The 21,090-nt window shown below is 65.0% G+C and carries 21 protein-coding genes; 19 read left to right on the top strand and 2 right to left on the bottom strand.

The window, feature by feature from the left end:
- Nucleotides 1–73: 73 nt before the first annotated feature.
- The gene (locus GQA94_RS21400) at nucleotides 74–877 is read right to left on the bottom strand and encodes a DUF899 domain-containing protein (protein ID WP_158189905.1); all 804 of its coding nucleotides are present in this window, start codon (nucleotides 875–877) and stop codon (nucleotides 74–76) included.
- 151 nt (nucleotides 878–1,028) lie between these two features.
- Here GQA94_RS21400 and GQA94_RS21395 point away from each other — a divergent pair, with 151 nt between their 5' ends.
- From GQA94_RS21395 to phnP, 16 genes are all read left to right on the top strand, one after another.
- Nucleotides 1,029–1,949 (top strand): pseudouridine synthase, encoded by a 921-nt coding sequence (locus GQA94_RS21395; RefSeq protein WP_233270199.1) that lies wholly within the window; start codon nucleotides 1,029–1,031, stop codon nucleotides 1,947–1,949.
- Nucleotides 1,950–2,036: 87 nt separating this feature from the next.
- Nucleotides 2,037–2,813 carry a DNA-formamidopyrimidine glycosylase family protein gene (locus GQA94_RS21390; protein WP_158189904.1) on the top strand — a complete coding sequence of 259 codons (777 nt, stop codon included), beginning with the start codon at nucleotides 2,037–2,039 and terminating at the stop codon, nucleotides 2,811–2,813.
- Nucleotides 2,814–2,875: 62 nt separating this feature from the next.
- A complete protein-coding gene (locus tag GQA94_RS21385; RefSeq protein WP_158189903.1) occupies nucleotides 2,876–3,316 on the top strand; it encodes a DUF192 domain-containing protein in 441 nt (146 codons plus the stop codon).
- Nucleotides 3,317–3,497: 181 nt separating this feature from the next.
- A complete protein-coding gene (phnC, locus tag GQA94_RS21380) occupies nucleotides 3,498–4,346 on the top strand; it encodes a phosphonate ABC transporter ATP-binding protein (RefSeq protein WP_158189902.1) in 849 nt (282 codons plus the stop codon).
- 51 nt (nucleotides 4,347–4,397) lie between these two features.
- A complete protein-coding gene (gene phnD / locus GQA94_RS21375; RefSeq protein ID WP_158189901.1) occupies nucleotides 4,398–5,405 on the top strand; it encodes a phosphonate ABC transporter substrate-binding protein in 1,008 nt (335 codons plus the stop codon).
- A gap of 52 nt (nucleotides 5,406–5,457) precedes the next feature.
- On the top strand, nucleotides 5,458–6,252 hold the full coding sequence (gene phnE, locus GQA94_RS21370) for a phosphonate ABC transporter, permease protein PhnE (protein WP_158189900.1): 795 nt from the start codon (nucleotides 5,458–5,460) through the stop codon (nucleotides 6,250–6,252).
- A gap of 34 nt (nucleotides 6,253–6,286) precedes the next feature.
- Nucleotides 6,287–6,991, top strand: a complete 705-nt coding sequence (gene phnF, locus GQA94_RS21365; RefSeq protein WP_158189899.1) for a phosphonate metabolism transcriptional regulator PhnF — start codon at nucleotides 6,287–6,289, stop codon at nucleotides 6,989–6,991.
- Complete coding sequence (phnG, locus tag GQA94_RS21360; protein WP_158189898.1) at nucleotides 6,991–7,443, top strand: phosphonate C-P lyase system protein PhnG; 453 nt, start codon at nucleotides 6,991–6,993, stop codon at nucleotides 7,441–7,443. Before phnF ends, phnG begins: the two co-directional genes overlap by 1 nt.
- The gene (gene phnH / locus GQA94_RS21355; protein ID WP_158189897.1) at nucleotides 7,443–8,042 is read left to right on the top strand and encodes a phosphonate C-P lyase system protein PhnH; all 600 of its coding nucleotides are present in this window, start codon (nucleotides 7,443–7,445) and stop codon (nucleotides 8,040–8,042) included. Before phnG ends, phnH begins: the two co-directional genes overlap by 1 nt.
- Complete coding sequence (locus GQA94_RS21350) at nucleotides 8,042–9,148, top strand: carbon-phosphorus lyase complex subunit PhnI (RefSeq protein ID WP_158189896.1); 1,107 nt, start codon at nucleotides 8,042–8,044, stop codon at nucleotides 9,146–9,148. Before phnH ends, GQA94_RS21350 begins: the two co-directional genes overlap by 1 nt.
- Before the next feature lie 23 nt (nucleotides 9,149–9,171).
- Nucleotides 9,172–10,029 carry an alpha-D-ribose 1-methylphosphonate 5-phosphate C-P-lyase PhnJ gene (locus GQA94_RS21345; RefSeq protein WP_158190193.1) on the top strand — a complete coding sequence of 286 codons (858 nt, stop codon included), beginning with the start codon at nucleotides 9,172–9,174 and terminating at the stop codon, nucleotides 10,027–10,029.
- Nucleotides 10,026–10,838 (top strand): phosphonate C-P lyase system protein PhnK, encoded by an 813-nt coding sequence (phnK, locus tag GQA94_RS21340; RefSeq protein ID WP_158189895.1) that lies wholly within the window; start codon nucleotides 10,026–10,028, stop codon nucleotides 10,836–10,838. The genes GQA94_RS21345 and phnK overlap by 4 nt, the downstream gene beginning before the upstream one ends.
- A 73-nt stretch (nucleotides 10,839–10,911) precedes the next feature.
- Nucleotides 10,912–11,613: a phosphonate C-P lyase system protein PhnL gene (gene phnL / locus GQA94_RS21335; RefSeq protein WP_158189894.1), complete on the top strand. Its 702-nt coding sequence runs from the start codon at nucleotides 10,912–10,914 to the stop codon at nucleotides 11,611–11,613.
- The gene (locus GQA94_RS21330; protein WP_158189893.1) at nucleotides 11,603–12,748 is read left to right on the top strand and encodes an alpha-D-ribose 1-methylphosphonate 5-triphosphate diphosphatase; all 1,146 of its coding nucleotides are present in this window, start codon (nucleotides 11,603–11,605) and stop codon (nucleotides 12,746–12,748) included. The genes phnL and GQA94_RS21330 overlap by 11 nt, the downstream gene beginning before the upstream one ends.
- Nucleotides 12,748–13,305 carry a phosphonate metabolism protein/1,5-bisphosphokinase (PRPP-forming) PhnN gene (gene phnN / locus GQA94_RS21325; RefSeq protein ID WP_158189892.1) on the top strand — a complete coding sequence of 186 codons (558 nt, stop codon included), beginning with the start codon at nucleotides 12,748–12,750 and terminating at the stop codon, nucleotides 13,303–13,305. The genes GQA94_RS21330 and phnN overlap by 1 nt, the downstream gene beginning before the upstream one ends.
- The gene (gene phnP, locus GQA94_RS21320) at nucleotides 13,296–14,051 is read left to right on the top strand and encodes a phosphonate metabolism protein PhnP (protein WP_158189891.1); all 756 of its coding nucleotides are present in this window, start codon (nucleotides 13,296–13,298) and stop codon (nucleotides 14,049–14,051) included. The genes phnN and phnP overlap by 10 nt, the downstream gene beginning before the upstream one ends.
- On the opposite strand, the gene GQA94_RS21315 is transcribed toward phnP, so the two are convergent.
- Entirely contained in the window at nucleotides 14,048–14,515 is a 468-nt protein-coding gene (locus tag GQA94_RS21315) for an Lrp/AsnC family transcriptional regulator (protein WP_158189890.1), read from the bottom strand. The genes phnP and GQA94_RS21315 overlap by 4 nt on opposite strands.
- Nucleotides 14,516–14,753: 238 nt before the next feature.
- Here GQA94_RS21315 and GQA94_RS21310 point away from each other — a divergent pair, with 238 nt between their 5' ends.
- From GQA94_RS21310 to hppD, 3 genes are all read left to right on the top strand, one after another.
- Nucleotides 14,754–18,224 carry an indolepyruvate ferredoxin oxidoreductase family protein gene (locus tag GQA94_RS21310; protein WP_158189889.1) on the top strand — a complete coding sequence of 1,157 codons (3,471 nt, stop codon included), beginning with the start codon at nucleotides 14,754–14,756 and terminating at the stop codon, nucleotides 18,222–18,224.
- Nucleotides 18,225–18,584: 360 nt separating this feature from the next.
- Nucleotides 18,585–19,676 carry a Glu/Leu/Phe/Val dehydrogenase dimerization domain-containing protein gene (locus tag GQA94_RS21305; protein ID WP_158189888.1) on the top strand — a complete coding sequence of 364 codons (1,092 nt, stop codon included), beginning with the start codon at nucleotides 18,585–18,587 and terminating at the stop codon, nucleotides 19,674–19,676.
- Nucleotides 19,677–19,967: 291 nt separating this feature from the next.
- On the top strand, nucleotides 19,968–21,053 hold the full coding sequence (gene hppD / locus GQA94_RS21300) for a 4-hydroxyphenylpyruvate dioxygenase (RefSeq protein ID WP_158189887.1): 1,086 nt from the start codon (nucleotides 19,968–19,970) through the stop codon (nucleotides 21,051–21,053).
- The last annotated feature ends 37 nt before the right edge of the window (nucleotides 21,054–21,090 follow it).

Raw genomic sequence — 21,090 nt, 5'->3', positions numbered from 1 at the left:
CAGGCAGCCGGGTATGAGCCCGGTGCCCCTCGTTCTTGTCTGGACCGGGCGATTGCGGCAGGGTTCGCCGGCTTCAGCTGGCCGGTGTGGGGGCGGCCTGATGGCAACAGTCGGAAGACTGCGCGGGCTGGCCGGGCCTGGCTCGTCCGGTCACGTCGACGGAGTCACCGCTGCCGTAGCGGTCATGGTGCCGGACCCAGTCGGTCAGATCGCGTCGCGGCCCGTTTTCGTTGCGGCCCATGGGCGTCATGTCCAGCAGCACATAGCTGCCCAGGAGTTCCTCCGCCCCGCGCCCGTAAGCGGAGAAGGTGTGGAAGATGCATCCCGTCTCGTCGCGATGGAACACACTGAATCCCGACAGCTCCTCACAGACGAATGGGGTCCAGGTGAAGTTGTAGAACACCTTGCCGTCGATCACGTCCTCGGGGTCGAACGAGACATTGAAGTCACGATTGAAATCGCTCCCGGCAGACGACACCCAGCGGATCTGCCAGCCCATCCGTTGGCGGAAGGCGTCGAGCGCGGCGAATGGCGCCCGCGACACCGCGACGACACTGACATCGTGGTTGGCCAGGTGCACCAGGGTGCCTTGCAGGTGATCCATTTCGAACGAGCAGCCCACACAGCCTTCCTGCCAGTCGGGGCCGAACATGAAGTGCTTGACGATCAGTTGGCTGCGCCCTTCGAACAGGTCGTCCAGGCCCACCGGGCCGTGCGCATCCTGAAAGCGATAGACCTTGTCCAGGCGCGCCCAGGGCAGTTCGCGACGGGCGGCGGCAAGCGCCTCACGCTGGCGGGTGACGTGCTTTTCCTTGACCAGATGCTCGGCATGGGTTGCCAGCCACTGCTGACGCGAAACGATCGAATGGGTACTCATCTTGGATCTCCGGTTGCGAGACGAGGGCAGGCGCAGCGACGAATCCGATGCGCTCCAAGGTGGTCGTCCGGCGCTCACGGAAATCGACAGGCCGGCATCTGAACAGCCGCGAGGCGGCTCAACCCGAGCGGTCACAGCGAGGTCGGGTATCATGGCGGCCCGTCTCCGTTCGCACGGCTTCACCATGTCCGCTACTGCTTCCAATGCCCGCAGCACGCTGCACCTGCCTCAGGGCGAATGGCTTACGGTGCTCGATTGCCTGTGCGCGCATTTCCCCACGATCGACCGCGCCACCTGGCTCGATCGCTTCGCCAGGGGTCGCGTGCTGGACGCCGATGGGCAGCCGCTGGCGGCGACGCATCCTTACCGGGCCGCGCTCAAGATCCACTATTTCCGCGAAGTGCCCAACGAGCTGCCGATTCCCTTCGAGGCGCAGGTGCTGCATCTCGACGACCATCTGCTGGTCGCCGACAAGCCGCACTTCCTGCCGGTGATGCCGGCGGGCGGGTATGTCAACGAAACGCTGTTGGCGCGCCTGAGCCAGCACGTCGGCAATCCCGATCTGGTGCCGATCCATCGCATCGACCGCCTGACCGCCGGGCTGGTGCTGTTTTCCACCAATCCTGCCAGTCGTGGGTGCTATCAGGCGCTGTTTCGCGAGCGCAGGATCGACAAGTATTACGAGGCGATCTGCCCGGCGCTGCCTGAACTGGAATTCCCGTATCAGGCGCGAATGCGGATGGTCGAGGGCGAGCCTTTTTTCCTGATGAAGCAGGGCGATGGGGCGCCCAACAGCGAAACGCGCATCGAGGTGCTGGAGCGTCGTGGCGCACTCTGGCGCTACGGGCTCTATCCCGTCACCGGGCGCAAGCACCAGTTGCGGCTGCAGATGGCCACGCTCGGGGCGGGTATCTGCAACGACCCGTTCTACCCCGAACTGCTCGACCGCGCGCGTCGGGATCGGGACGATTATTCCAGGCCGCTCAAGCTGCTGGCGCGCGGCTTGGCGTTTGCCGATCCGCTGACGGGCGAGCGGCGTCGTTTCGAGAGCCGGCTGCGGCTGGACTGGTAACGGCTCGCGCGCACCCGGTCGCCCTGGCTGCACCTTCGCGCGTGGCGTCAGTCGATATCGATAGTGTCCAGCCGAAGCGATATCGCCATGCCTGAAGGTCCGTCCATCGTCATTCTTCGAGAACAGGTCGCCGGGTTTACCGGCAAGCGCATCGAGCGCGCCGAGGGCAGTGCCAAGCTCGACAAGGCGCGACTGGTCGGCCAGACGGTGCGATCGTTTCGAAGCTGGGGCAAGCACTTCCTGATCGAACTGGACGATGTATCGCTGCGCATCCATCTCCTGCTGTTCGGCAGCTACCGGATCAATGAACGCAAGGAGACCGCGCCGCGCCTGAGTCTGGGCTTTGCCAACGGCGAGCTGAACTTCTATGGCTGCTCGGTACAGCCTGTAGAGGGGCTGCTCGATGACGCCTACGACTGGAGCGCGGACGTCATGAGCGATGCCTGGGACGCCCGTGCGGCGCTGAAAAAACTGCGCGCACGGCCACGCCTGCTGGCCTGCGATGCACTGCTCGATCAGACGTTGTTCTCAGGCTCGGGCAATATCATCAAGAACGAAGTGCTGTTTCGCACGCGTATCCATCCGCTGTCGCTGATGGGTGATCTGTCGGCGGTAAAGCTGCGCGAGCTGGTGCGTGAGGTTCGTACCTATAGCTTCGATTTCCTCCAGTGGAAGCGCGAGGGCACGCTCAAGGCGCACTGGCTGGCGCATACCAAAAACACCTGTCCCCGCTGCAATATCCCCTTCGTCAAGGCCAAGTCGCTGGGCCGCAGCAAACGGCGCAGTTTTTACTGCGAGCGTTGCCAGAAGCGTTATGGCGACAGTGAGCGGGTAGCCAGCGAGGCGCCGCTCACCGAAGACTGAACGCAACCGCCCCGGTTATGCTGTCTAGAGCGCCGACTCATTCCTTCCCATCGAGGCTTTCGATGCGCATTGCTTTGCTGCTGTCCATCCTCGGCCTGGCCGGTCTTTGCCCTGTCGCCGCCAGCGAGCCGCACCTTGAACTGGCGGTCGGGAAGGCACGCGTGCAGGCAGAGTACGCGCGCTCGCCCAACGAGCGCGCGCGCGGGTTGATGGAGCGCACCGATCTGCCCGAGAACCGGGGCATGCTGTTTCGCTTCGATGAGGTCCGCCGCCATTGCCTGTGGATGAAGGACACGCCGTTGCCGCTGTCCGCGGCGTTCATCGACGAACATGGGCGTATCGTCGATATCATCGACCTCACACCGCTGGACAAGACCATCCGCTGTTCACGCGAGCCGGCGCGGTACGCGCTCGAAGTCAATCAGGGCTGGTTTCGCCGACACGGCGCCGCAATCGGCCAGCGGCTGACGGGTATCCCGGATCGGGCGAAGCACGACGACTAGACGGCGCTCCGCGTATAGAAGGCGCGCGCCGATACGCACGCGCGATGCCCGTTTCGCCTGTTTAGACAAGTCATCAAACCGTCACCAAGCCTTCACCGAAGCGACATTGGGCGTGCCTAAGGTCATGCCTCATCAGATGGCAGCCAGGTGCTGCCGTCGTTCTCGATGAGGAAGACGGGCCATGAATGCGGTTATCCGTGTCGACAGTCTGAACAAGAGCTTTGCGGGCAAGCGTGCCCTGCATAACCTGGCCCTGAGCGTGCAGCCGGGCGAGATGGTGGCACTGATCGGTGCCTCGGGTTCCGGCAAATCCACGCTGCTGCGACACATTGCCGGGCTGGCCTGCTGTGACCGGGAGGCCGGCGGCAACATCCAGGTGCTGGGACGCGAGGTGCAGTCGGCCGGCCGCCTGAACGGAGACGTCCGGCGGCTGCGCGCGGATATCGGCTACATCTTTCAGCAGTTCAATCTGGTCGGTCGCCTCAGTGTGCTGGACAACGTCCTGCTGGGCTTTCTCGGACGCATGCCGCGCTGGCGTGGCTCGCTGGGCATGTTCAGCACCGAGCAGAAACAGCAGGCGCTGGCGGCGCTGGAGCGCGTAGGGCTGGCCAATCGTGCCGCCCAGCGTGCCTCGACGCTGTCCGGTGGCCAGCAGCAGCGGGTCGCCATTGCGCGGGCGCTGACCCAGCAGGCCGAAGTGATTCTCGCTGACGAGCCGATCGCCTCGCTCGACCCCGAGTCGGCGCGCAAGGTGATGGACATCCTTGCGGACATCAATCAGCGCGACGGCAAGACCGTGGTGGTGACCCTTCATCAAGTCGATTATGCCCTGCGCTACTGCCGTCGGGCGGTGGCGCTCAAGGACGGCCACATTCACTACGACGGCCCCTGCACCGATCTCGATACGCGTTTGCTCAACGACCTCTATGGCGCCGATCTTGACGCCAGCCTGCTGTTTTCCGATCAGGCCCGCTCACCGGCGGCAACGGTTCCGTCGCCACGGCGGATGTTGAGCCTGGCCAAGGCCTGAACGACCGAATCATGCCAATCCAACGCGTCATTTGCTGACAGGAGCTTCTCCATGTTCAATCGTATCGGCCGCGTCCTGGCCGCCTCTGCCTTGCTGACCGGGTCGCTGCTCGGCGGCGCCCATGCCGATGACAAGGCCCTGAACTTCGGCATCATTTCCACCGAGTCCTCGCAGAATCTGCGGTCGGTCTGGGACCCGTTCCTCGCCGCCATGAGCGAGCGCACCGGGATGAAGATCAACGCCTTCTTCGCGCCGGATTACGCCGGGATCATCCAGGGCATGCGCTTCGACAAGGTCGACCTGGCCTGGTACGGCAACAAGTCGGCCATGGAAGCGGTGGACCGCGCCGGTGGCGAGGTCTTCGCGCAGACCGTCGCCGCCAATGGTGCGCAGGGTTATTACAGCCTGCTGGTGGCGCACAAGGACAGCCCGATCGACTCCGTCGAGCAGATGCTGGAGAACGCCGCCGGACTGACGTTCGCCAACGGTGATCCGAACTCCACGTCCGGCTACCTGGTGCCGGGCTATTACGTGTTCGCCAGGAACAAGGTGGATGCCAACAAGATTTTCAAGCGCTCGCTCAATGGCAGCCATGAAGTGAATGCCCTGTCGGTCGCCAACAAGCAGGTCGATGTCGGCACCTTCAACAACGAGGGCATGGAGCGCCTGGAGCTGACCGCGCCGGAAAAGGCGGCGCAGCTCAAGGTCATCTGGACCTCGCCGCTGATTCCCGCCGACCCCATGGTCTGGCGCAAGAACCTGCCGGAAACGACCAAGTCCAGCATTCGCGAATTCTTCATGACCTACGGCGACCAGCCCGACGAGTTGAAGGTGCTGGAAGGCTTGCAGTGGGGCAAGTTCCGCGCCTCCGATGATGACCAGTTGCTGCCGATTCGCCAGCTCGAACTGTTCAAGCAGCGCAGCGAAGTCGCCAATGACGCCCGGCTCGACGAAAGCACCCGTCAGGCGCAGTTGCAGGAGCTGGATGCGCAGCTCGCTGCGCTCGAACGACGCATGGCCGAACGCCAGCCGAAAACCGCCTCCGCCACGGCGGGTTGACCGCCCGACCGCCGCGCGAACGGCGGTCCGCTTTACGTTTGCCGGAGCACTCATGACTTCTCTGACCGCACATACCGCCGTTGCCGCACCGCAGAAGCGCTCGTGGTTCACGCTGATCGGCTGGGGCCTGTTCCTGGCCTTGCTGGGCTGGTCCTGGCAGGGCGCCGAGATGAACCCGCTGGCGCTGATCCGCGATGGTGGCAACATGGCCACTTTCGCCGCTGACTTCTTCCCACCGGACTTCAGTCACTGGGAGCTGTACCTCAAGGAAATGATCGTCACCGTGCAGATCGCCCTCTGGGGAACTGCGCTGGCGATTGTCTGCGCGATTCCGTTGGGCATTCTCTGCGCCGAGAACCTCGTGCCCTGGTGGGTCTATCAGCCGGTCCGTCGTGTGATGGACGCCTGCCGGTCGATCAACGAAATGGTCTTCGCCATGCTGTTTGTCGTCGCGGTCGGCCTTGGCCCGTTCGCCGGCGTGCTGGCGTTGTTCGTCGGCACCACCGGGGTGCTCGCCAAACTGTTTGCCGAAGCGGTGGAAGCCATCGAGCCGGGCCCCGTCGAAGGGGTGCGCGCCACCGGAGCCAGTGCCTTGCAGGAGGTCATTTTCGGTGTCATCCCGCAGGTGCTTCCGTTGTGGATTTCCTACGCGCTGTATCGCTTCGAATCCAATGTGCGTTCGGCAACGGTGGTGGGCATGGTCGGCGCTGGCGGCATCGGCGTGATTCTCTGGGAAGCCATACGCGGCTTCCAGTTCGAGCAGACCTGCGCCTTGCTGATCGTCATCGTGGCCGTGGTGAGCCTGATCGACATCGTGTCCCAGCGCTTGCGCAAATTGTTCATCTGACCGGAGCGGACGCCGCGCGCGTCTTTTTTTAGCCATGCACATGTCTAGACAACCGCAGCCGCGCTACCTGCAACTCGCCGCACAACTGCGCGAGGAGCTGCGCCACCTGCAACCCGGCGACCAACTCCCGGGTGAGACCCAACTGGCGGCCCGATTCGAAGTCAATCGCCACACGCTGCGTCGCGCCATCGACGAGCTGGTCAGCGAAGGGCGGGTGCTGCGCCAGCAGGGCAGAAGCACGCGTGTGCTGGAGCGGCCGCTGATTTATCCGCTGGCGGCGGGCAGCGCTTACAGCGAGTCGCTGTCGGCTCAGGGCCACGGGGTGCAGGCACGTCTGCTGCAACGCCAGCTGCGTTCGGCCACCGCCGAGGAAGCGAATTACCTGATGCTGGGCGAGGCGGCGCCCTTGCTCGAACTGCACACCCTGCGCCTGCTCGACGAACAGCCGGTGAGCCTGATCCGTCATCGGTTCTGCGCCAGCCGCCAGCCCTTGCTGGCCGACTACAACGGCGGCTCGCTGCGCCAGCATCTCGCCTCGCGCGAGTTACCGCTGCGCCGCGCCTTCAGCCTGATTGGCGCTCGGCTGCCGACGCCCGATGAGGCCGACCAGTTGCTGATGCCGCGACACGCGCCGCTGCTGACCGTACTGACCCTTTCCCATGACCTGGCCGGGCGGCCGGTGGAGCTGTCGTTATCGACCAGCCGTGCCGACCGCTTCCAGTACCAGGTTGCCACCTGATGGAGACGCGCATGACCCCTGAAACTGCCACCCGCCAGCGCTGGATGGGCGTGCTCGCCCGAGCCGGCGATGAACTGGCGCGCTACGAGGCCGAGCTCAAGGACATCGACTATCGACTGGTGCGTGCGCCTGAGATCGGCATGACGCTGGTGCGTGGCCGCATGGGCGGCACCGGCGCCGCGTTCAATCTGGGCGAAATGACCGTGACCCGATGCGTCGTGCGCCTTGGCGACGGTCGGACCGGCTTCAGCTACGTGGCCGGGCGCGACAAGCATCACGCCGAACTGGCCGCGTTGGCCGACGCGCATCTGCAGGGCGGCGATCAGGCGCACTGGCAGCAGCGATTGATTGAACCGCTGGCGACGGCCCAGGCGGCTCGCCGGGCTGCTCAGGATGCCGAGACGGCCAGCAGCAAAGTGGAATTCTTCACCCTGGTCAGAGGAGAGGACTGATGAGCACAGACCTGTTGCAAGCCGCATTCGACGATCAAGTGCTGGACAGCCAGCGTGTCTTCCGCAGCGCGCTCAAGGCCCTCGCCGAGCCCGGCCTGGCGCAGCCGCTGATACCGGTGCCGGCCCTCGGTTCGCTGGCACCGGCGACCTATGGCTTGTGTCTGAGCCTGCTCGACGGCGATACGCGGTTGTGGCTGGCTCCGGCCTTCGATACCAAGGCGGTGCGCGCGAACCTGGCGTTTCACTGTGGTTGCCCGATCGTCGACGAGCGAGAAATGGCGGACTTTGCGCTGCTCGATGTCCGCGCGCTGGACGATATGACGGGCTTCTATAGCGGCAGCGAACGGTTTCCCGATCAGTCCTGCACGTTGCTGGTCCAGCTCGAGGAGCTCGACGGCGGCGCGCCATTGAGCTGGAGCGGCCCCGGTATTCTCGGTCAGCGCGAGGTCGCCCTGCCGGTGCCGCCCGCGTTCTGGCGAGAGCGAGCCGCGCGCAGTGATTTTCCGCGCGGTCTGGACGCTTTTTTCGCTGCTGGCCAGGCCTTGGTCGGTTTGCCCCGCAGCACCCGCATCGCGCCGTCGATAGAGGAGGTCGCCTGATGTACGTAGCCGTCAAAGGTGGCGAGCACGCCATCGACAATGCCCATCGGCTGCTGGCGAAGAAGCGCCGTGGCGATACCGCCTTGCCCGAGCTGAGCGTCAACCAGATCCGCCAGCAATTACCGCTGGCCGTGGCGCGGGTCATGGCCGAAGGCTCGCTGTTCGACGAGGAACTGGCTGCGCTGGCAATCAAACAGGCGGCCGGCGACCTGCTCGAAGCGATCTTCCTGTTGCGGGCCTACCGCACCACCTTGCCGCGTTTCGGCGCGAGCGTGCCGTTGGATACCGCCCAGATGCGCCCGATCCGGCGGGTCTCGGCGACCTTCAAGGACCTGCCGGGCGGCCAACTGCTCGGTCCGACGTTCGACTACAGCCATCGCCTGCTGGATTTCAGCCTGCTCGCCGAGGGCGAGCACCCAGGCCCTGATAGCGACCCGGACGCCACGCTGGCCAGCTGTCCGCGGGTGCTCGATCTGCTGGCCGCAGAAGGCTTGATGAAACCCGAACGCGGTGATGACCGGGCGGTGCCGGACATCACCCGCGAGCCTCTGGAGTTTCCCAGCGACCGCGCTCAACGCCTGCAAGCCCTGGCCCGGGGCGATGAAGGTTTTTTGCTGGCGCTGGGCTATTCGACCCAGCGTGGCTATGGCCGCAACCACCCCTTCGCCGGGGAAATCCGCATTGGCCAGGTCGAGGTCTGGATGGAACCTCCGGAGCTGGGCTTCGCCGTCCCACTGGGAGACATCGAAGTGACCGAGTGCGAGATGGTCAACCAGTTCGTTGGCGGCCAGGGCGTCGATCCGCAATTCACCCGTGGCTACGGACTGGCCTTCGGCTACGCCGAGCGCAAGGCCATGGGCATGGCGCTGGTCGACCGTGCGCTGCGCGGCGCCGAGTACGGCGAGACGGTGCAGGGTCCGGCGCAGCAGGAAGAATTCGTCCTGATGCATTGCGACAACGTCGAGGCCGGTGGCTTCGTCTCGCACCTCAAGCTGCCCCATTACGTGGACTTCCAGTCCGAACTGGAACTGATCCGCAAGCTGCGTCGCGCGCCGGTCGATGAGACCGCCGCGGCCGAGTCCAGCGTCAAGGAGCGCCGCGCATGACCGCCACCACCCGCGACCACACGATGACCGCTGAGACGGAGCAGGGCTACAACTTCGCCTACCTCGACGAACAGACCAAGCGCATGATCCGCCGCGGCCTGCTCAAGGCGGTCGCGATCCCTGGCTACCAGGTGCCCTTCGGCGGTCGGGAAATGCCGCTGCCCTATGGCTGGGGCACCGGCGGCATGCAGCTCACCGCCGCCATTCTCGGTGCCGAGGATGTGCTCAAGGTCATCGACCAAGGCGCCGACGACACCACCAACGCGGTGTCGATCCGTCGCTTCTTCGCACGTACTGCGGGGGTCGCCACCACCACCCGGACGCCTGACGCGACGCTGATCCAGACCCGCCACCGGATTCCGGAAACACCGCTGCGCAACGACCAGATCCTGGTCTTCCAGGTGCCGATCCCCGAGCCGCTGCGCTTCATCGAACCGTCGGAGAGCGAGACGCGGACCATGCACGCGCTGGCCGATTACGGCGTCATGCACGTCAAACTCTACGAGGACATCGCCACCTTCGGCCATATCGCTACCAGCTACGCCTATCCGGTGACGGTGGATGGCCGCTACGTGATGGACCCCTCGCCGATTCCCAAATTCGACAATCCCAAGCTGGACATGAGCCCGGCGCTGATGCTGTTCGGTGCCGGGCGCGAGAAACGGCTCTACGCGCTGCCGCCCTACACCCGCGTGCGCAGCCTGGATTTCGAGGATCACCCCTTCGCCATTCAGGCATGGGAGCAGTGCTGCGCCTTCTGCGGCAGCGACAGCTCCTACCTCGACGAGCTCATCGTCGACGACGCCGGCAGCAAGCGATTCGTCTGCTCCGACACCGACTACTGCATGCAACGCCGAGACGCCCAGGAGGCCGCCGAATGAACGCCGCGCTCGATCTGCAAGACCCCGCCAGCCGTCTCGATCAACCCTTGTTGTCGGTGCGCGGGCTGACCCGCCTGTACGGACCGGACACCGGCTGCCAGGGCGTCGATTTCGACCTCTACCCCGGTGAAGTGCTGGGCATCGTCGGGGAATCCGGCTCCGGCAAATCGACCTTGCTCAGCCTGCTCTGCGGACGCTGCCCGCCCGACCGGGGAACGGTGAGCTACCGTGGCCGGGATGGCGCCTGGCTCGATCTGTATGCGGCCAGCGAGGCCGAGCGTCGCAGTCTGCTGCGCACCGAGTGGGGCTTCGTCGAGCAGAATCCGCGCGACGGTCTGCGCATGGGTGTTTCGGCCGGTGCCAACATTGGCGAGCGGTTGATGGCCCAGGGGCAGCGCCACTACGGCCAGTTGCGCCAGGCCGGGCTGGACTGGCTGAGCCAGGTGGAGATCGACCCGGCCCGCATCGACGACCTGCCGCGGACGTTTTCTGGCGGTATGCAGCAACGCCTGCAGATCGCCCGCAACCTCGTTTCCGGGCCGCGTCTGGTGTTCATGGACGAGCCCACCGGCGGCCTGGACGTCTCGGTGCAGGCACGTTTGCTCGACCTGCTGCGCGGGCTGGTGCACGAACTGGACCTGGCCGTGGTGATCGTCACCCACGACCTCGCCGTGGCGCGCCTGCTGGCCGACCGGCTGATGGTCATGCGCCGCTCGAGGGTAGTGGAGACCGGCCTGACCGATCAGATTCTGGATGATCCGCAACATCCTTATTCGCAATTGCTGGTGTCGTCGGTGTTGCAGCCATGAGGGCGTCCACGCCGCGCACACGGTCGTACGCCAGCGTACCGCCGATCATTCCATTCATCTTCGGGGATCGCCCATGAACCGCCCGATCGAGGTCCGTGACCTCCGCAAATCCTTCACCCTTCACCAGCAGCACGGCGTCACGCTCGACGTGCTGCGAGAGGTCAGCTTTACCGTGGCACCCGGCGAGTGCCTGGTGCTGCACGGGCGCTCCGGTGCGGGCAAGTCGACGTTGCTGCGCTGCCTGTATGGCAATTACCTGGCCACCGGCAGCATTCGCCTGCGTCATCGCGGCCACGCACTGGAACTGGTCGGTGCCGAGCCTCGGCAGATGCTGGCGGTCCGCCGCGAAAGCCTCGGCTACGTGAGCCAGTTTCTCAGGGTCATTCCACGCGTGAGCTGTCTGGAGGTGGTGATGGCGCCGGCGCTGGCGAGGGGCTGGAGCCGCGAGCAGGCCCAGGCGCGCGCGCAAGCCCTGCTGGCCCGCTTGAACATCCCTGAACGCCTCTGGCACCTGGCACCGGGCACGTTCTCCGGTGGCGAGCAACAGCGGGTGAATCTGGCCCGTGGCTTCATGGTGCAGTGGCCGGTGCTGCTGCTGGACGAGCCGACCGCCTCGCTCGACGAGGCCAACTGCCAGGTCGTGTTGGCGCTGATCGGTGAAGCCAAGGCTGCCGGGGCGGCAGTGATCGGCATTTTCCACGACCGTGCGATACGCGAGGCGGTCGCCGACCGCTACCTGGACATGACCGCCGAGGAGCATCGCCATGCCTGCTGAACTGATACTGAGCAATGCCCGTGTGGTCACCGCTGATCGGGTGATCGACGGCACGCTGGTCATCCGTGACGGGTTGATCGCCGCGCTGGACGAGGGCCGCAGTCAATTGCCGCAGGCCCTCGATCTGGGCGGCGACTACCTAATACCGGGGCTGGTCGAACTGCACACCGACAATCTGGAAAAGCACATGACGCCGCGCCCGGGCGTCGACTGGCCCTCGGCGTCGGCGGTGCTGACCCATGACGCGCAGATCGTGGCGGCCGGCATCACCACGGTGTTCGATGCGTTGTCCATTGGCGACATCAATCCGCGCGGCAAGCGCATGCAGCAGTTGCCAGCGATGCTCGACGCCATTGCCCATGCCGAGGCCGCTGGCGACACCCGCGCCGACCATCGGCTGCACCTGCGCTGCGAGGTCTGCCATCCGGATGCGTTGGCGGTGTTCCGTGATCTGGTGGAGCATCCGCTGGTTCGGCTGGTCTCGGTGATGGATCATTCGCCGGGCCAGCGACAGTTCGCCCAGATCGAGAAGTACCGTGAGTACTACATGGGCAAGTACAGCCTCAACGAGACGGAAATGGACGCGTTCAGCGATCAACAGCTCGCCAATTCCCGCCAGTACAGCGACCGCCAGCGACGCGCCATCGTCGAGCTCTGCCACGCGCGCGGCCTGGCGCTGGCCAGTCACGACGACGCGACCTTTGCACACGTCGAGGAGTCGGCCGGTTTCGGCATGGCCATCGCCGAGTTTCCCACCACCTTCGAGGCGGCGCAGGCCAGCCACGCGCGGGGGCTGAAAGTGCTGATGGGGGCGCCGAACATCGTTCGGGGCGGGTCGCATTCGGGCAATATCGCGGCTGCTGATCTGGCGCGCCGAGGCGTGCTGGACATCCTCTCCAGCGATTATTATCCGGCCAGCCTGTTGCAGGCGGCGTTCCTGCTATCGGCGCTGGGCAACGTCTACGATTTGCCCAAGGCCATCGCGGCGGTCAGCCTCGCACCGGCTCAGGCGGCGGGACTGCATGACCGTGGCGAAATCCGCATCGGTCTGCGCGCGGATCTGTTGCAGGCGAGCGACCGACATGGCCAGCCTGTGGTCCGACAGGTGTGGCGCCAAGGCAGAAGGGTTTTCTGATGACGGGACGATTGATCTACCTGATGGGCCCTTCGGGCTCAGGCAAGGACAGCGTGCTAATGGCCGCCCGTGCACCGCTGCGCGCGCGCGGGTGCCGGATTGCCCGGCGCGTCATCACCCGGTCCGCCGAAGCGGCGGGGGAGGATGCCGTGGCGGTCACGCCGGCAGCGTTCGAGCAGTTGCGACAGGACGGCGCTTTCGCGCTGCATTGGCGAGCCAATGGCCTGAGCTACGGCATCCCTCGGGAGATCGACGATTGGCTGGCGATGGGCCAGGACGTGCTGGTCAACGGCTCACGAGGCCATCTGTCCGAAGCGCGTCAGCGATACCCGCACCTGCAAGCGGTGCTGCTCACGGTGGCGCTGCCGGTGTTGCGCCAGCGCTTGCTGGCCCGAGGCCGCGAGTCGCGAGAGGACATAGAGGCCCGGCTGGCCCGCAACCAGCAGTTTTTCGCGGATCAGCAGGGCGAGGTGCAGTCGCTCGACAACTCCGGGCCGCTGGAGCAGACCGTGCATCGGCTGTTGCAACTGATCGACCAGTCCCGCGCATGCGCCTGACCATCCTCGGCAGCGGCAACGCTCGCCAGGTTCCGGTTTACAACTGCAGCTGCGCGGCCTGCCAGCGAGCGCGTGTGGAGGCTGCCTGGCGTCGTGGGCCTTGCTGCGCACTGGTCGAGTGCGGTGCGCAGCGCTGGCTGATCGACAGCGGACTTACCGACCTTACCGAGCGCTTCGCGCCCGGCAGCCTCAGTGGGATTCTGCAGACCCATTATCATGCGGACCATGCCCAAGGCCTGCTGCACCTGCGCTGGGGGACCGGATTGCGCATCCCGGTGCATGGCCCACAGGACCCCGAAGGCCTGGCCGACCTCTACAAGCATCCTGGCATTCTGGATTTCTCCGAGCCGTTCGCGGCGCTGGAGCGCCGCATGCTGGGCGAACTGAGCGTTATCGCGCTGCCGCTCAATCATTCGAAGCCGACCCTGGGCTATCTGTTCGAAGGGAATGGGCGGCGCATCGCCTACCTCACCGATACCCTGGGCGTACCCGCAGTCAGCCTGGACGTGCTGCGGCAAGCTCCGCTCGATGCGCTGGTGCTGGACTGCTCGAGCCCGCCCCAGGCCGTGCCGAACAACCACAACGACCTGCCTCATGCATTGGCGACCATTGCCGATCTGCAACCGCGCCACGCATGGCTGACGCACATCGGCCACGAGCTGGACGCCTGGCTGATGGAAAACCCTGGCGCGCTACCGGCCGGCGTCGGCCTGGCCATGGACGGCCAGGCCGTCTGCGAGCGCTAGTCCAGTGGCAGCTCCGTGGTGCGTTTCACCTCGCTCATGGCGATATGCGAGTGCGCTTCCTGCACATGTGGGCGCTGCAGCAACTGGTCGCGCAGGAAGCGTTCGTAGCTGTCGATGTCTCTGGCCACCACCTTGAGCAGATAGTCCGATTCGCCGGCCATGGTGTGGCACTCCAGTACTTCGGGATACCCGACCACCGCCCGTTCGAATTCGTCGAGGTTGCTGCGACCGTGGGCGGACAGTTTGATATTGACGAACACGGTCATGTTCAGCCCGAGCTTCCGGGGGTTCAGCAGGGCAACCTTGCGCTCGATCAACCCCTCTTCCTGCATGCGGTGGATGCGGCGCCAACAGGGCGATTGCGACAGTTCCACCTTTTCCGCGACCTCGGCCGCGGACAGGTCGGCGTTGTGTTGCAGCAGCATCAGGATCTTGCGGTCGATGCTGCTCAGTGGAGTCTGCATGGTTGTACCTGTTTTGTTGTTGTTAGTGAATGGATCATGCACGCGAGGGCGCTTACACCGCAAAAGTAGAAAGAAAATCTCTCTTCGTCACGGCCAGACTCTATTCGACGCGTATCGGCGGGGTGATCCCCTGCCGGTCCCGGGTGTGGGAAGGCTAACCGTGCAGCCTCCATGACCCTGTCAGGCGGGTGGCGTAACGCGCCGCCCTGACTCCGATAAGAACAAACAGGAGCGCCCCATGTCACTGGCCGAGATCCGCCTGGATGACAAGTACCGGCTCGCAACCGGACATCTGTACCTCACCGGCACCCAGGCGCTGACCCGCCTGCCCATGCTGCAGCATCAGCGCGACCTGGCGCAGGGACTCAACACGGGCTGCTTCATTTCAGGTTATCGCGGCTCGCCGCTGGGTGGCCTCGACAAAAGCCTGTGGGAAGCGCGCGAGTTCCTCAAGCAGAACGCCATCCATTTCCAGCCGGGCCTCAACGAGGAACTGGCGGCGACGGCGGTATGGGGGAGTCAGCAGACCAACCTGTTCCCCGGCGCCAAATACGACGGTGTGTTCGCCATGTGGTACGGCAAAGGGCCGGGCGTCGACCGCTCCGGGGACGTCTTCAAGCATGGCAACGCCGCCGGCGTCTCGCCTCACGGCGGCGTACTGCTGCTGGCCGGTGACGACCACGGCTGCAAATCCTCGACCTTGCCGCACCAGAGCGAGCACGCTTTCATCGCCGCTTCGATTCCGGTGCTGAATCCGGCCAACGTCCAGGAAATCCTCGACTACGGCATCATCGGTTGGGAGCTGTCGCGCTATTCCGGCTGCTGGGTGGCGCTCAAGACCATCGCCGAAAATGTCGATTCGTCCGCAGTGGTGCAGGTCGACCCGCTGCGGATACAGACACGCATTCCCGATGACTTCGAGCTGCCCGAGGACGGCGTTCATATCCGCTGGCCAGACCCGCCACTGGCGCAGGAAAAGCGGCTGAACCTCTACAAGATCTACGCCGCACGCGCCTTCGCACGGGCCAACAACCTCAACCGGGTGATGCTCGATTCGCCTAACCCGCGCCTGGGCATCCTCACCACCGGCAAGTCCTACCTCGATGTGCGTCAGGCCCTGGACGATCTCGGGCTCGACGAAGCGCTGTGCGCGCAGGTCGGCCTGCGGGTGCTCAAGGTCGGTATGAGCTGGCCGCTGGAACCGGTTTCAGTGCATGAGTTCGCCCAAGGGCTGGACGAGATCCTGGTGGTCGAGGAGAAACGCAGTGTTCTCGAAGACCAGCTCACCGGGCAACTGTACAACTGGCCAGTCAGCAAGCGGCCGCGCGTGGTGGGTGAGTTCGACGAGCACGGCACCTCGCTGTTGCCGAACCTCAGCGAGCTGACGCCCGCGATGATTGCCCGGGTGATCGCCAAGCGGCTCGCGCCCATCTATACCAGCGACAGCATCCAGGCGCGGCTGGCGTTCCTGTCCGCCAAGGAAAAGGCCCTGGCCGCCCGCCATTACGATACCGTGCGCACCCCGCATTACTGCTCCGGCTGCCCGCACAACACCTCGACGAAGGTGCCCGAAGGCAGCCGTGCCGCCGCCGGGATCGGCTGTCACTACATGGTGCAGTGGATGGACAGGCGCACCGAGACCTTCACCCAGATGGGCGGCGAGGGCGTCAACTGGATCGGCCAGGCGCCGTTTACCGAAACGCCACACATGTTCCAGAACCTCGGCGACGGCACCTACTTTCATTCCGGCAGCCTGGCCGTGCGCGCCGCGGTGGCCGCAGGCGTCAATATCACCTTCAAGATTCTCTACAACGATGCGGTCGCCATGACCGGTGGCCAGCCTATCGACGGTGAATTGCGCGTCGACCAGCTCAGCCGCCAGGTCGCCGACGAAGGCGTCAAGCGCATTGCCCTGGTCAGCGACGAGCCAGACAAATATCCGACGCGCGACACCTTCGCACCCATCACCAGTTTTCATCACCGCCGAGACCTGGATGCCGTGCAGCGCGAGCTGCGTGAGTTCAAAGGCGTCTCGGTGATCATCTACGATCAGACCTGCGCCACCGAGAAGCGCCGCCGGCGCAAGCGCGGCAAGCTGGAAGACCCGGCCAAGCGAGCCTTCATCAACCCCGCCGTGTGCGAAGGCTGCGGTGACTGTGGTGAGAAATCCAACTGTCTGGCGGTCATGCCGATGGAAACCGAGCTGGGGCGCAAGCGCGAGATCGACCAGAATGCCTGCAACAAGGATTTCTCCTGCGTCGAAGGCTTCTGCCCGAGCTTCGTCACCGTGCACGGCGGCGGGCTGCGCAAGCCGGAGGCCGTGGGTGCCAGCCTCGATCCGGCGCAGCTGCCTGAGCCACGACATCCGACCCTCGAACGCCCCTGGAACGTGTTGATACCCGGCGTTGGCGGCAGCGGCGTGACCACCCTCGGTGCGCTGCTGGGCATGGCCGCGCATCTGGAAGGCAAGGGCTGCACCGTCCTCGATCAAGCCGGTCTGGCACAGAAGTTCGGGCCCGTGGTCACCCATGTTCGCATCGCTGCCAGGCAGGACGACATCTACGCCGTACGCATCGCCGCGGGCGAAACCGATCTGCTGCTGGGCTGCGATCTGGTGGTCGCCGCTGGCGACGATTCGCTGACTCGCCTCAACGACCAGATCAGCCATGCGGTGATCAACAGCCACGAATCGGCAACCGCCGAATTCACCCGCAACCCCGATGCGCAGGTGCCCGGCAAGGCCATGCGCGAAGCGCTGATGGACGCGGTGGGTGCGGATAAAACCTACTTTATCGATGCCACCCGCCTTGCGACCCGGCTGATGGGCGATAGCATCGCCACCAACCTGTTTCTGCTCGGCTTTGCTTATCAGCAGGGCTTGTTGCCGCTGTCGGCCGAAGCCATCGAGAAGGCCATCACCCTCAATGGCGTATCCACCGAGCTGAACCTGCAGGCGTTTCGCTGGGGGCGTCGTGCGGTGATCGAGCCCGAGGCAGTGGAACAACTCGCGCGTCCGGCCGAGCGGACCGAACCGATCTGCCAGACCCTGGAAGAAATCGTCGACTGGCGTGTGGACTTCCTCACGCAATACCAGAACGCCGCGTACGCCAGGCGTTATCGGTCGATGGTCGAGCGTGTGCGCGACGTCGATACCGCCGACGATCTGGCGCTGTCCAAGGCCGTGGCCCGGTACTACTTCAAATTGCTCGCCTACAAGGATGAGTACGAAGTGGCGCGGCTGTACAGCGAGCCTGAGTTCCGTCGGCAGCTTGAAGCCCAGTTCGAAGGGGATTACAGGCTTCGATTCCATCTGGCGCCGGCCTGGCTCGCCAAGCGCGACAAGGCCAGCGGCGAGCCGCGCAAGCGTGAGCTTGGACCTTGGGTGCTGAATGTCTTCGGTGTGCTGGCCAGGCTGCGTTTCCTGCGCGGCACGCCGCTGGACGTGTTTGGCTATGGCCATGACCGGCGCGTCGAGCGCGCGTTGATCGGCGAGTACGAACGCAACCTCGAGGACCTGTTGACGCAACTCAAACCGACCAACTACCGCACCGCCGTGGCCATCGCCGCGCTGCCGGAGCTGATCCGCGGCTACGGCCCGGTGAAAGAGCGCGCCATTGCCAAGGCACGTCAGCAGGAGAAGCTGCTCAAGGCGCAAATGAACCGGGGCGACGAGGTGCAAAGTGTGCGCCTGTTCGAACCCGCCGCGTGAGGCCGGAAACCCGTTGCTTTGCAGGAGGCCCGCCCCCGGGGCGAAGCTTTTGGAGGCACGCGCCACCGCCATTCGCCGCGGGGGCGCGCCTCCCACAGATACGACGCGCACCGCAGGTTGGCGATGCGCCTGTTGCTTTTGTAGGAGGCCCGCCCCGGGGCGAAGCTTTTGGAGGCACGCGACACCGCTATTCGCCGCGGGGGCGCGCCTCCCACAGGTACGGCGCCCACCGCAGGTTGGCGGTGCACCTGTTGCTTTTTGTAGGAGGCCCGCCCCGGGGCGAAGCTTTTTGAGGCACGCGCCACCGCCATTCGCCGCGAGGCGCGCCTCGCAAACGGCCCAATCAACGAGGAACCCGCAATGTCCGTTTTCACTCACCCCGACTTCGATCACCACGAGCAGGTGGTGTTCTGCCATGACAAGGCCTCGGGTCTCAAGGCCATCATCGCGATACATGACACGACCCTTGGCCCGGCCCTGGGCGGTTGCCGGATGTTTCCCTATGCCAGCGATGACGAAGCCTTGTGCGACGTGTTGCGACTGTCACGCGGCATGACGCTCAAATCCTCCCTGGCCGGCCTCAGGCTCGGTGGCGGCAAGGCGGTCATCATCGGGAATCCACACACCGGCAAGAGCCCGGCGTTGCTGCATGCCATGGGCGATTTCGTCGATAGCCTCGGCGGGCGTTACATCACCGCTGCCGATTCGGGTACCGGCGAGCCGGAGATGCAGGCGTTCGCACAGCGGACCCGCCACGTCATCGGTGCCATGCCTCGCGCCACGCTCGACGGCAGCATTGCCAGCGGCGACCCGTCGCCGTCCACCGCGCTCGGTGTGTTCGTCGGCCTGCGCGAAGCGGTGCGTCAACGTCTCGGTCGGGACGATCTGAAAGGGCTGAAGGTCGCGATCCAGGGCGTCGGCCATGTCGGCCTCGGTCTGGCCCGGCACCTGAAAGCCGCCGGTGCCGAACTGTGGGTGTGCGACATTTTCGATGCCAATGTGCGACAGGCGATGGACGAGCTGAGCGCCAACGCCGTCCGCCCCCAGGACATCTACGGTCTCGACGTGGACGTGTTCGCTCCTTGCGCCCTGGGCGGCATTCTCAACGCCGATACGCTTGAGACCTTGCGCGCGCCGGTGATTGCCGGGGCTGCGAACAATCAGCTGGCGAGCCCGGAAATCGGGGTCGAGTTGCAGCGCCGCAACCATCTCTACGCGCCGGACTACGCCATCAATGCCGGCGGCATCATCGACGTCTACTACCAGCGTATCGGGGGCAGCGCGGCGCAGATCGACGCGCACGTCAAAGGCATCGCCGACACCTTGCGGGAAATCTTCGACCGTGCCGCCGCGAGCGGCGAGCCCACGTCGATCATCGCCGATCGGCTGGCGCTCGAGCGACTGGGCGCGGAGCCGGCCGCGCAATCGCGTGGGCAGCGGCTGCAGGCCTAGTGACCGTCAATGGTCGCACTGTGCCGCTGTCGTCTGTCCGCCAGCGGTGTTGCCCGGCCAGACAGGCACGCAAAAGGTCGTACAGAAGGTGGCTGTCAGATTTTCGTTACGGTTTTCTTTCACCAGGGTCGAGCGCTGGGCCTTTCGGCGCGTTGTAAAGAAAAGCTGCCACCTCGCTGGGCATGGCGCCGTCGGCGGCGCGTCTGGCGGGCTTGTGCGGCGCGGCACGCTGGTTTGTGATGGGCGCAGCCAAGCCCGTGCAGTGGCATCTAAAACAAGAATGGAGGCCAAATGAACGCCGTGACCAAGATCGAACAGCACAACCCCATCGGTACCGACGGCTTCGAATTCGTCGAGTTCACCGCGCCGAACGACGAGGGCATCGAGCAGCTGCGTCAGCTGTTCAACCAGATGGGCTTCACCGAAACGGCCCGGCACCGCTCCAAGGATGTCTGGTTGTTCCAGCAGAACGACATCAACATCGTCCTCAACGGCAGCCCCACCGGCCATGTCCATGCGTTTGCCGAGCAGCACGGGCCGAGTGCCTGCGCCATGGCGTTTCGGGTCCGAAATGCCGCCCAGGCCGCTGCCTATGTCGAGGCACAGGGCGCCACGCTGGTGGGCAGCCATGCCAACTTCGGCGAGCTGAACATCCCCTGCGTCGAAGGCATCGGCGGGTCGTTGCTGTACCTGGTCGACCGCTACGGTGACCGGTCGATCTATGATGTCGACTTCGAGTTCATCGAGGGCCGTACGCCCAACGACAATGCGGTCGGGCTGGTGTCCATCGACCACCTGACCCACAACGTCATGCGCGGGCAGATGGACGTCTGGTCCGGGTTCTACGAACGCATTGCCAACTTTCGCGAGATTCGCTACTTCGACATCGAAGGCAAGCTCACTGGCCTGTTTTCCCGGGCGATGACCGCGCCCTGCGGCAAGATTCGCATTCCGATCAACGAGTCGGCGGACGACAAGTCGCAGATCGAGGAATTCATCCGCGAGTACCACGGCGAGGGCATCCAGCACATCGCTCTGTCAACCGACGACATCTACGCCACCGTGCGTCAGTTGCGCGCCAATGGCGTGGACTTCATGGCCACCCCGGACACCTACTACGAGAAGGTCGACAGCCGCGTGCCAGGCCACGGTGAGCCGCTGGAGCAGTTGCGCGAGCTGAGTCTGTTGATCGACGGCGCGCCCGGCGACGACGGCATCCTGCTGCAGATTTTCACCCATACGGTGATCGGCCCGATCTTCTTCGAAATCATTCAGCGCAAGGGGAACCAGGGCTTTGGCGAGGGCAACTTCAAGGCATTGTTCGAGTCGATCGAGGAAGATCAGGTCCGCCGTGGCGTGATCAGGGACGAAGGGTAACCCGCGCGGGAAGGCGCTTCGCGGTTTTCACCCGGCG

This window comes from Stutzerimonas stutzeri, assembly GCF_009789555.1.
GTDB classification, from domain to species: Bacteria; Pseudomonadota; Gammaproteobacteria; order Pseudomonadales; family Pseudomonadaceae; genus Stutzerimonas; species Stutzerimonas stutzeri_R.
The sequence above is the reverse complement of the archived record's forward strand: the minus strand, read 5'-3'. Positions and strand labels throughout refer to the sequence as shown.

Excerpts from the sequence above, each read along its gene's own strand:
- GQA94_RS21400 (WP_158189905.1), bottom strand. The coding sequence starts at position 877 with ATGAGTACCCATTCGATCGTTTCGCGTCAGCAGTGGCTGGCAACCCAT.
- GQA94_RS21395 (WP_233270199.1), top strand. The coding sequence starts at position 1,029 with ATGGCGGCCCGTCTCCGTTCGCACGGCTTCACCATGTCCGCTACTGCT.
- GQA94_RS21390 (WP_158189904.1), top strand. The coding sequence starts at position 2,037 with ATGCCTGAAGGTCCGTCCATCGTCATTCTTCGAGAACAGGTCGCCGGG.
- GQA94_RS21385 (WP_158189903.1), top strand. The coding sequence starts at position 2,876 with ATGCGCATTGCTTTGCTGCTGTCCATCCTCGGCCTGGCCGGTCTTTGC.
- phnC (WP_158189902.1), top strand. The coding sequence starts at position 3,498 with ATGAATGCGGTTATCCGTGTCGACAGTCTGAACAAGAGCTTTGCGGGC.
- phnD (WP_158189901.1), top strand. The coding sequence starts at position 4,398 with ATGTTCAATCGTATCGGCCGCGTCCTGGCCGCCTCTGCCTTGCTGACC.
- phnE (WP_158189900.1), top strand. The coding sequence starts at position 5,458 with ATGACTTCTCTGACCGCACATACCGCCGTTGCCGCACCGCAGAAGCGC.
- phnF (WP_158189899.1), top strand. The coding sequence starts at position 6,287 with ATGCACATGTCTAGACAACCGCAGCCGCGCTACCTGCAACTCGCCGCA.
- phnG (WP_158189898.1), top strand. The coding sequence starts at position 6,991 with ATGGAGACGCGCATGACCCCTGAAACTGCCACCCGCCAGCGCTGGATG.
- phnH (WP_158189897.1), top strand. The coding sequence starts at position 7,443 with ATGAGCACAGACCTGTTGCAAGCCGCATTCGACGATCAAGTGCTGGAC.
- GQA94_RS21350 (WP_158189896.1), top strand. The coding sequence starts at position 8,042 with ATGTACGTAGCCGTCAAAGGTGGCGAGCACGCCATCGACAATGCCCAT.
- GQA94_RS21345 (WP_158190193.1), top strand. The coding sequence starts at position 9,172 with ATGACCGCTGAGACGGAGCAGGGCTACAACTTCGCCTACCTCGACGAA.
- phnK (WP_158189895.1), top strand. The coding sequence starts at position 10,026 with ATGAACGCCGCGCTCGATCTGCAAGACCCCGCCAGCCGTCTCGATCAA.
- phnL (WP_158189894.1), top strand. The coding sequence starts at position 10,912 with ATGAACCGCCCGATCGAGGTCCGTGACCTCCGCAAATCCTTCACCCTT.
- GQA94_RS21330 (WP_158189893.1), top strand. The coding sequence starts at position 11,603 with ATGCCTGCTGAACTGATACTGAGCAATGCCCGTGTGGTCACCGCTGAT.
- phnN (WP_158189892.1), top strand. The coding sequence starts at position 12,748 with ATGACGGGACGATTGATCTACCTGATGGGCCCTTCGGGCTCAGGCAAG.
- phnP (WP_158189891.1), top strand. The coding sequence starts at position 13,296 with ATGCGCCTGACCATCCTCGGCAGCGGCAACGCTCGCCAGGTTCCGGTT.
- GQA94_RS21315 (WP_158189890.1), bottom strand. The coding sequence starts at position 14,515 with ATGCAGACTCCACTGAGCAGCATCGACCGCAAGATCCTGATGCTGCTG.
- GQA94_RS21310 (WP_158189889.1), top strand. The coding sequence starts at position 14,754 with ATGTCACTGGCCGAGATCCGCCTGGATGACAAGTACCGGCTCGCAACC.
- GQA94_RS21305 (WP_158189888.1), top strand. The coding sequence starts at position 18,585 with ATGTCCGTTTTCACTCACCCCGACTTCGATCACCACGAGCAGGTGGTG.
- hppD (WP_158189887.1), top strand. The coding sequence starts at position 19,968 with ATGAACGCCGTGACCAAGATCGAACAGCACAACCCCATCGGTACCGAC.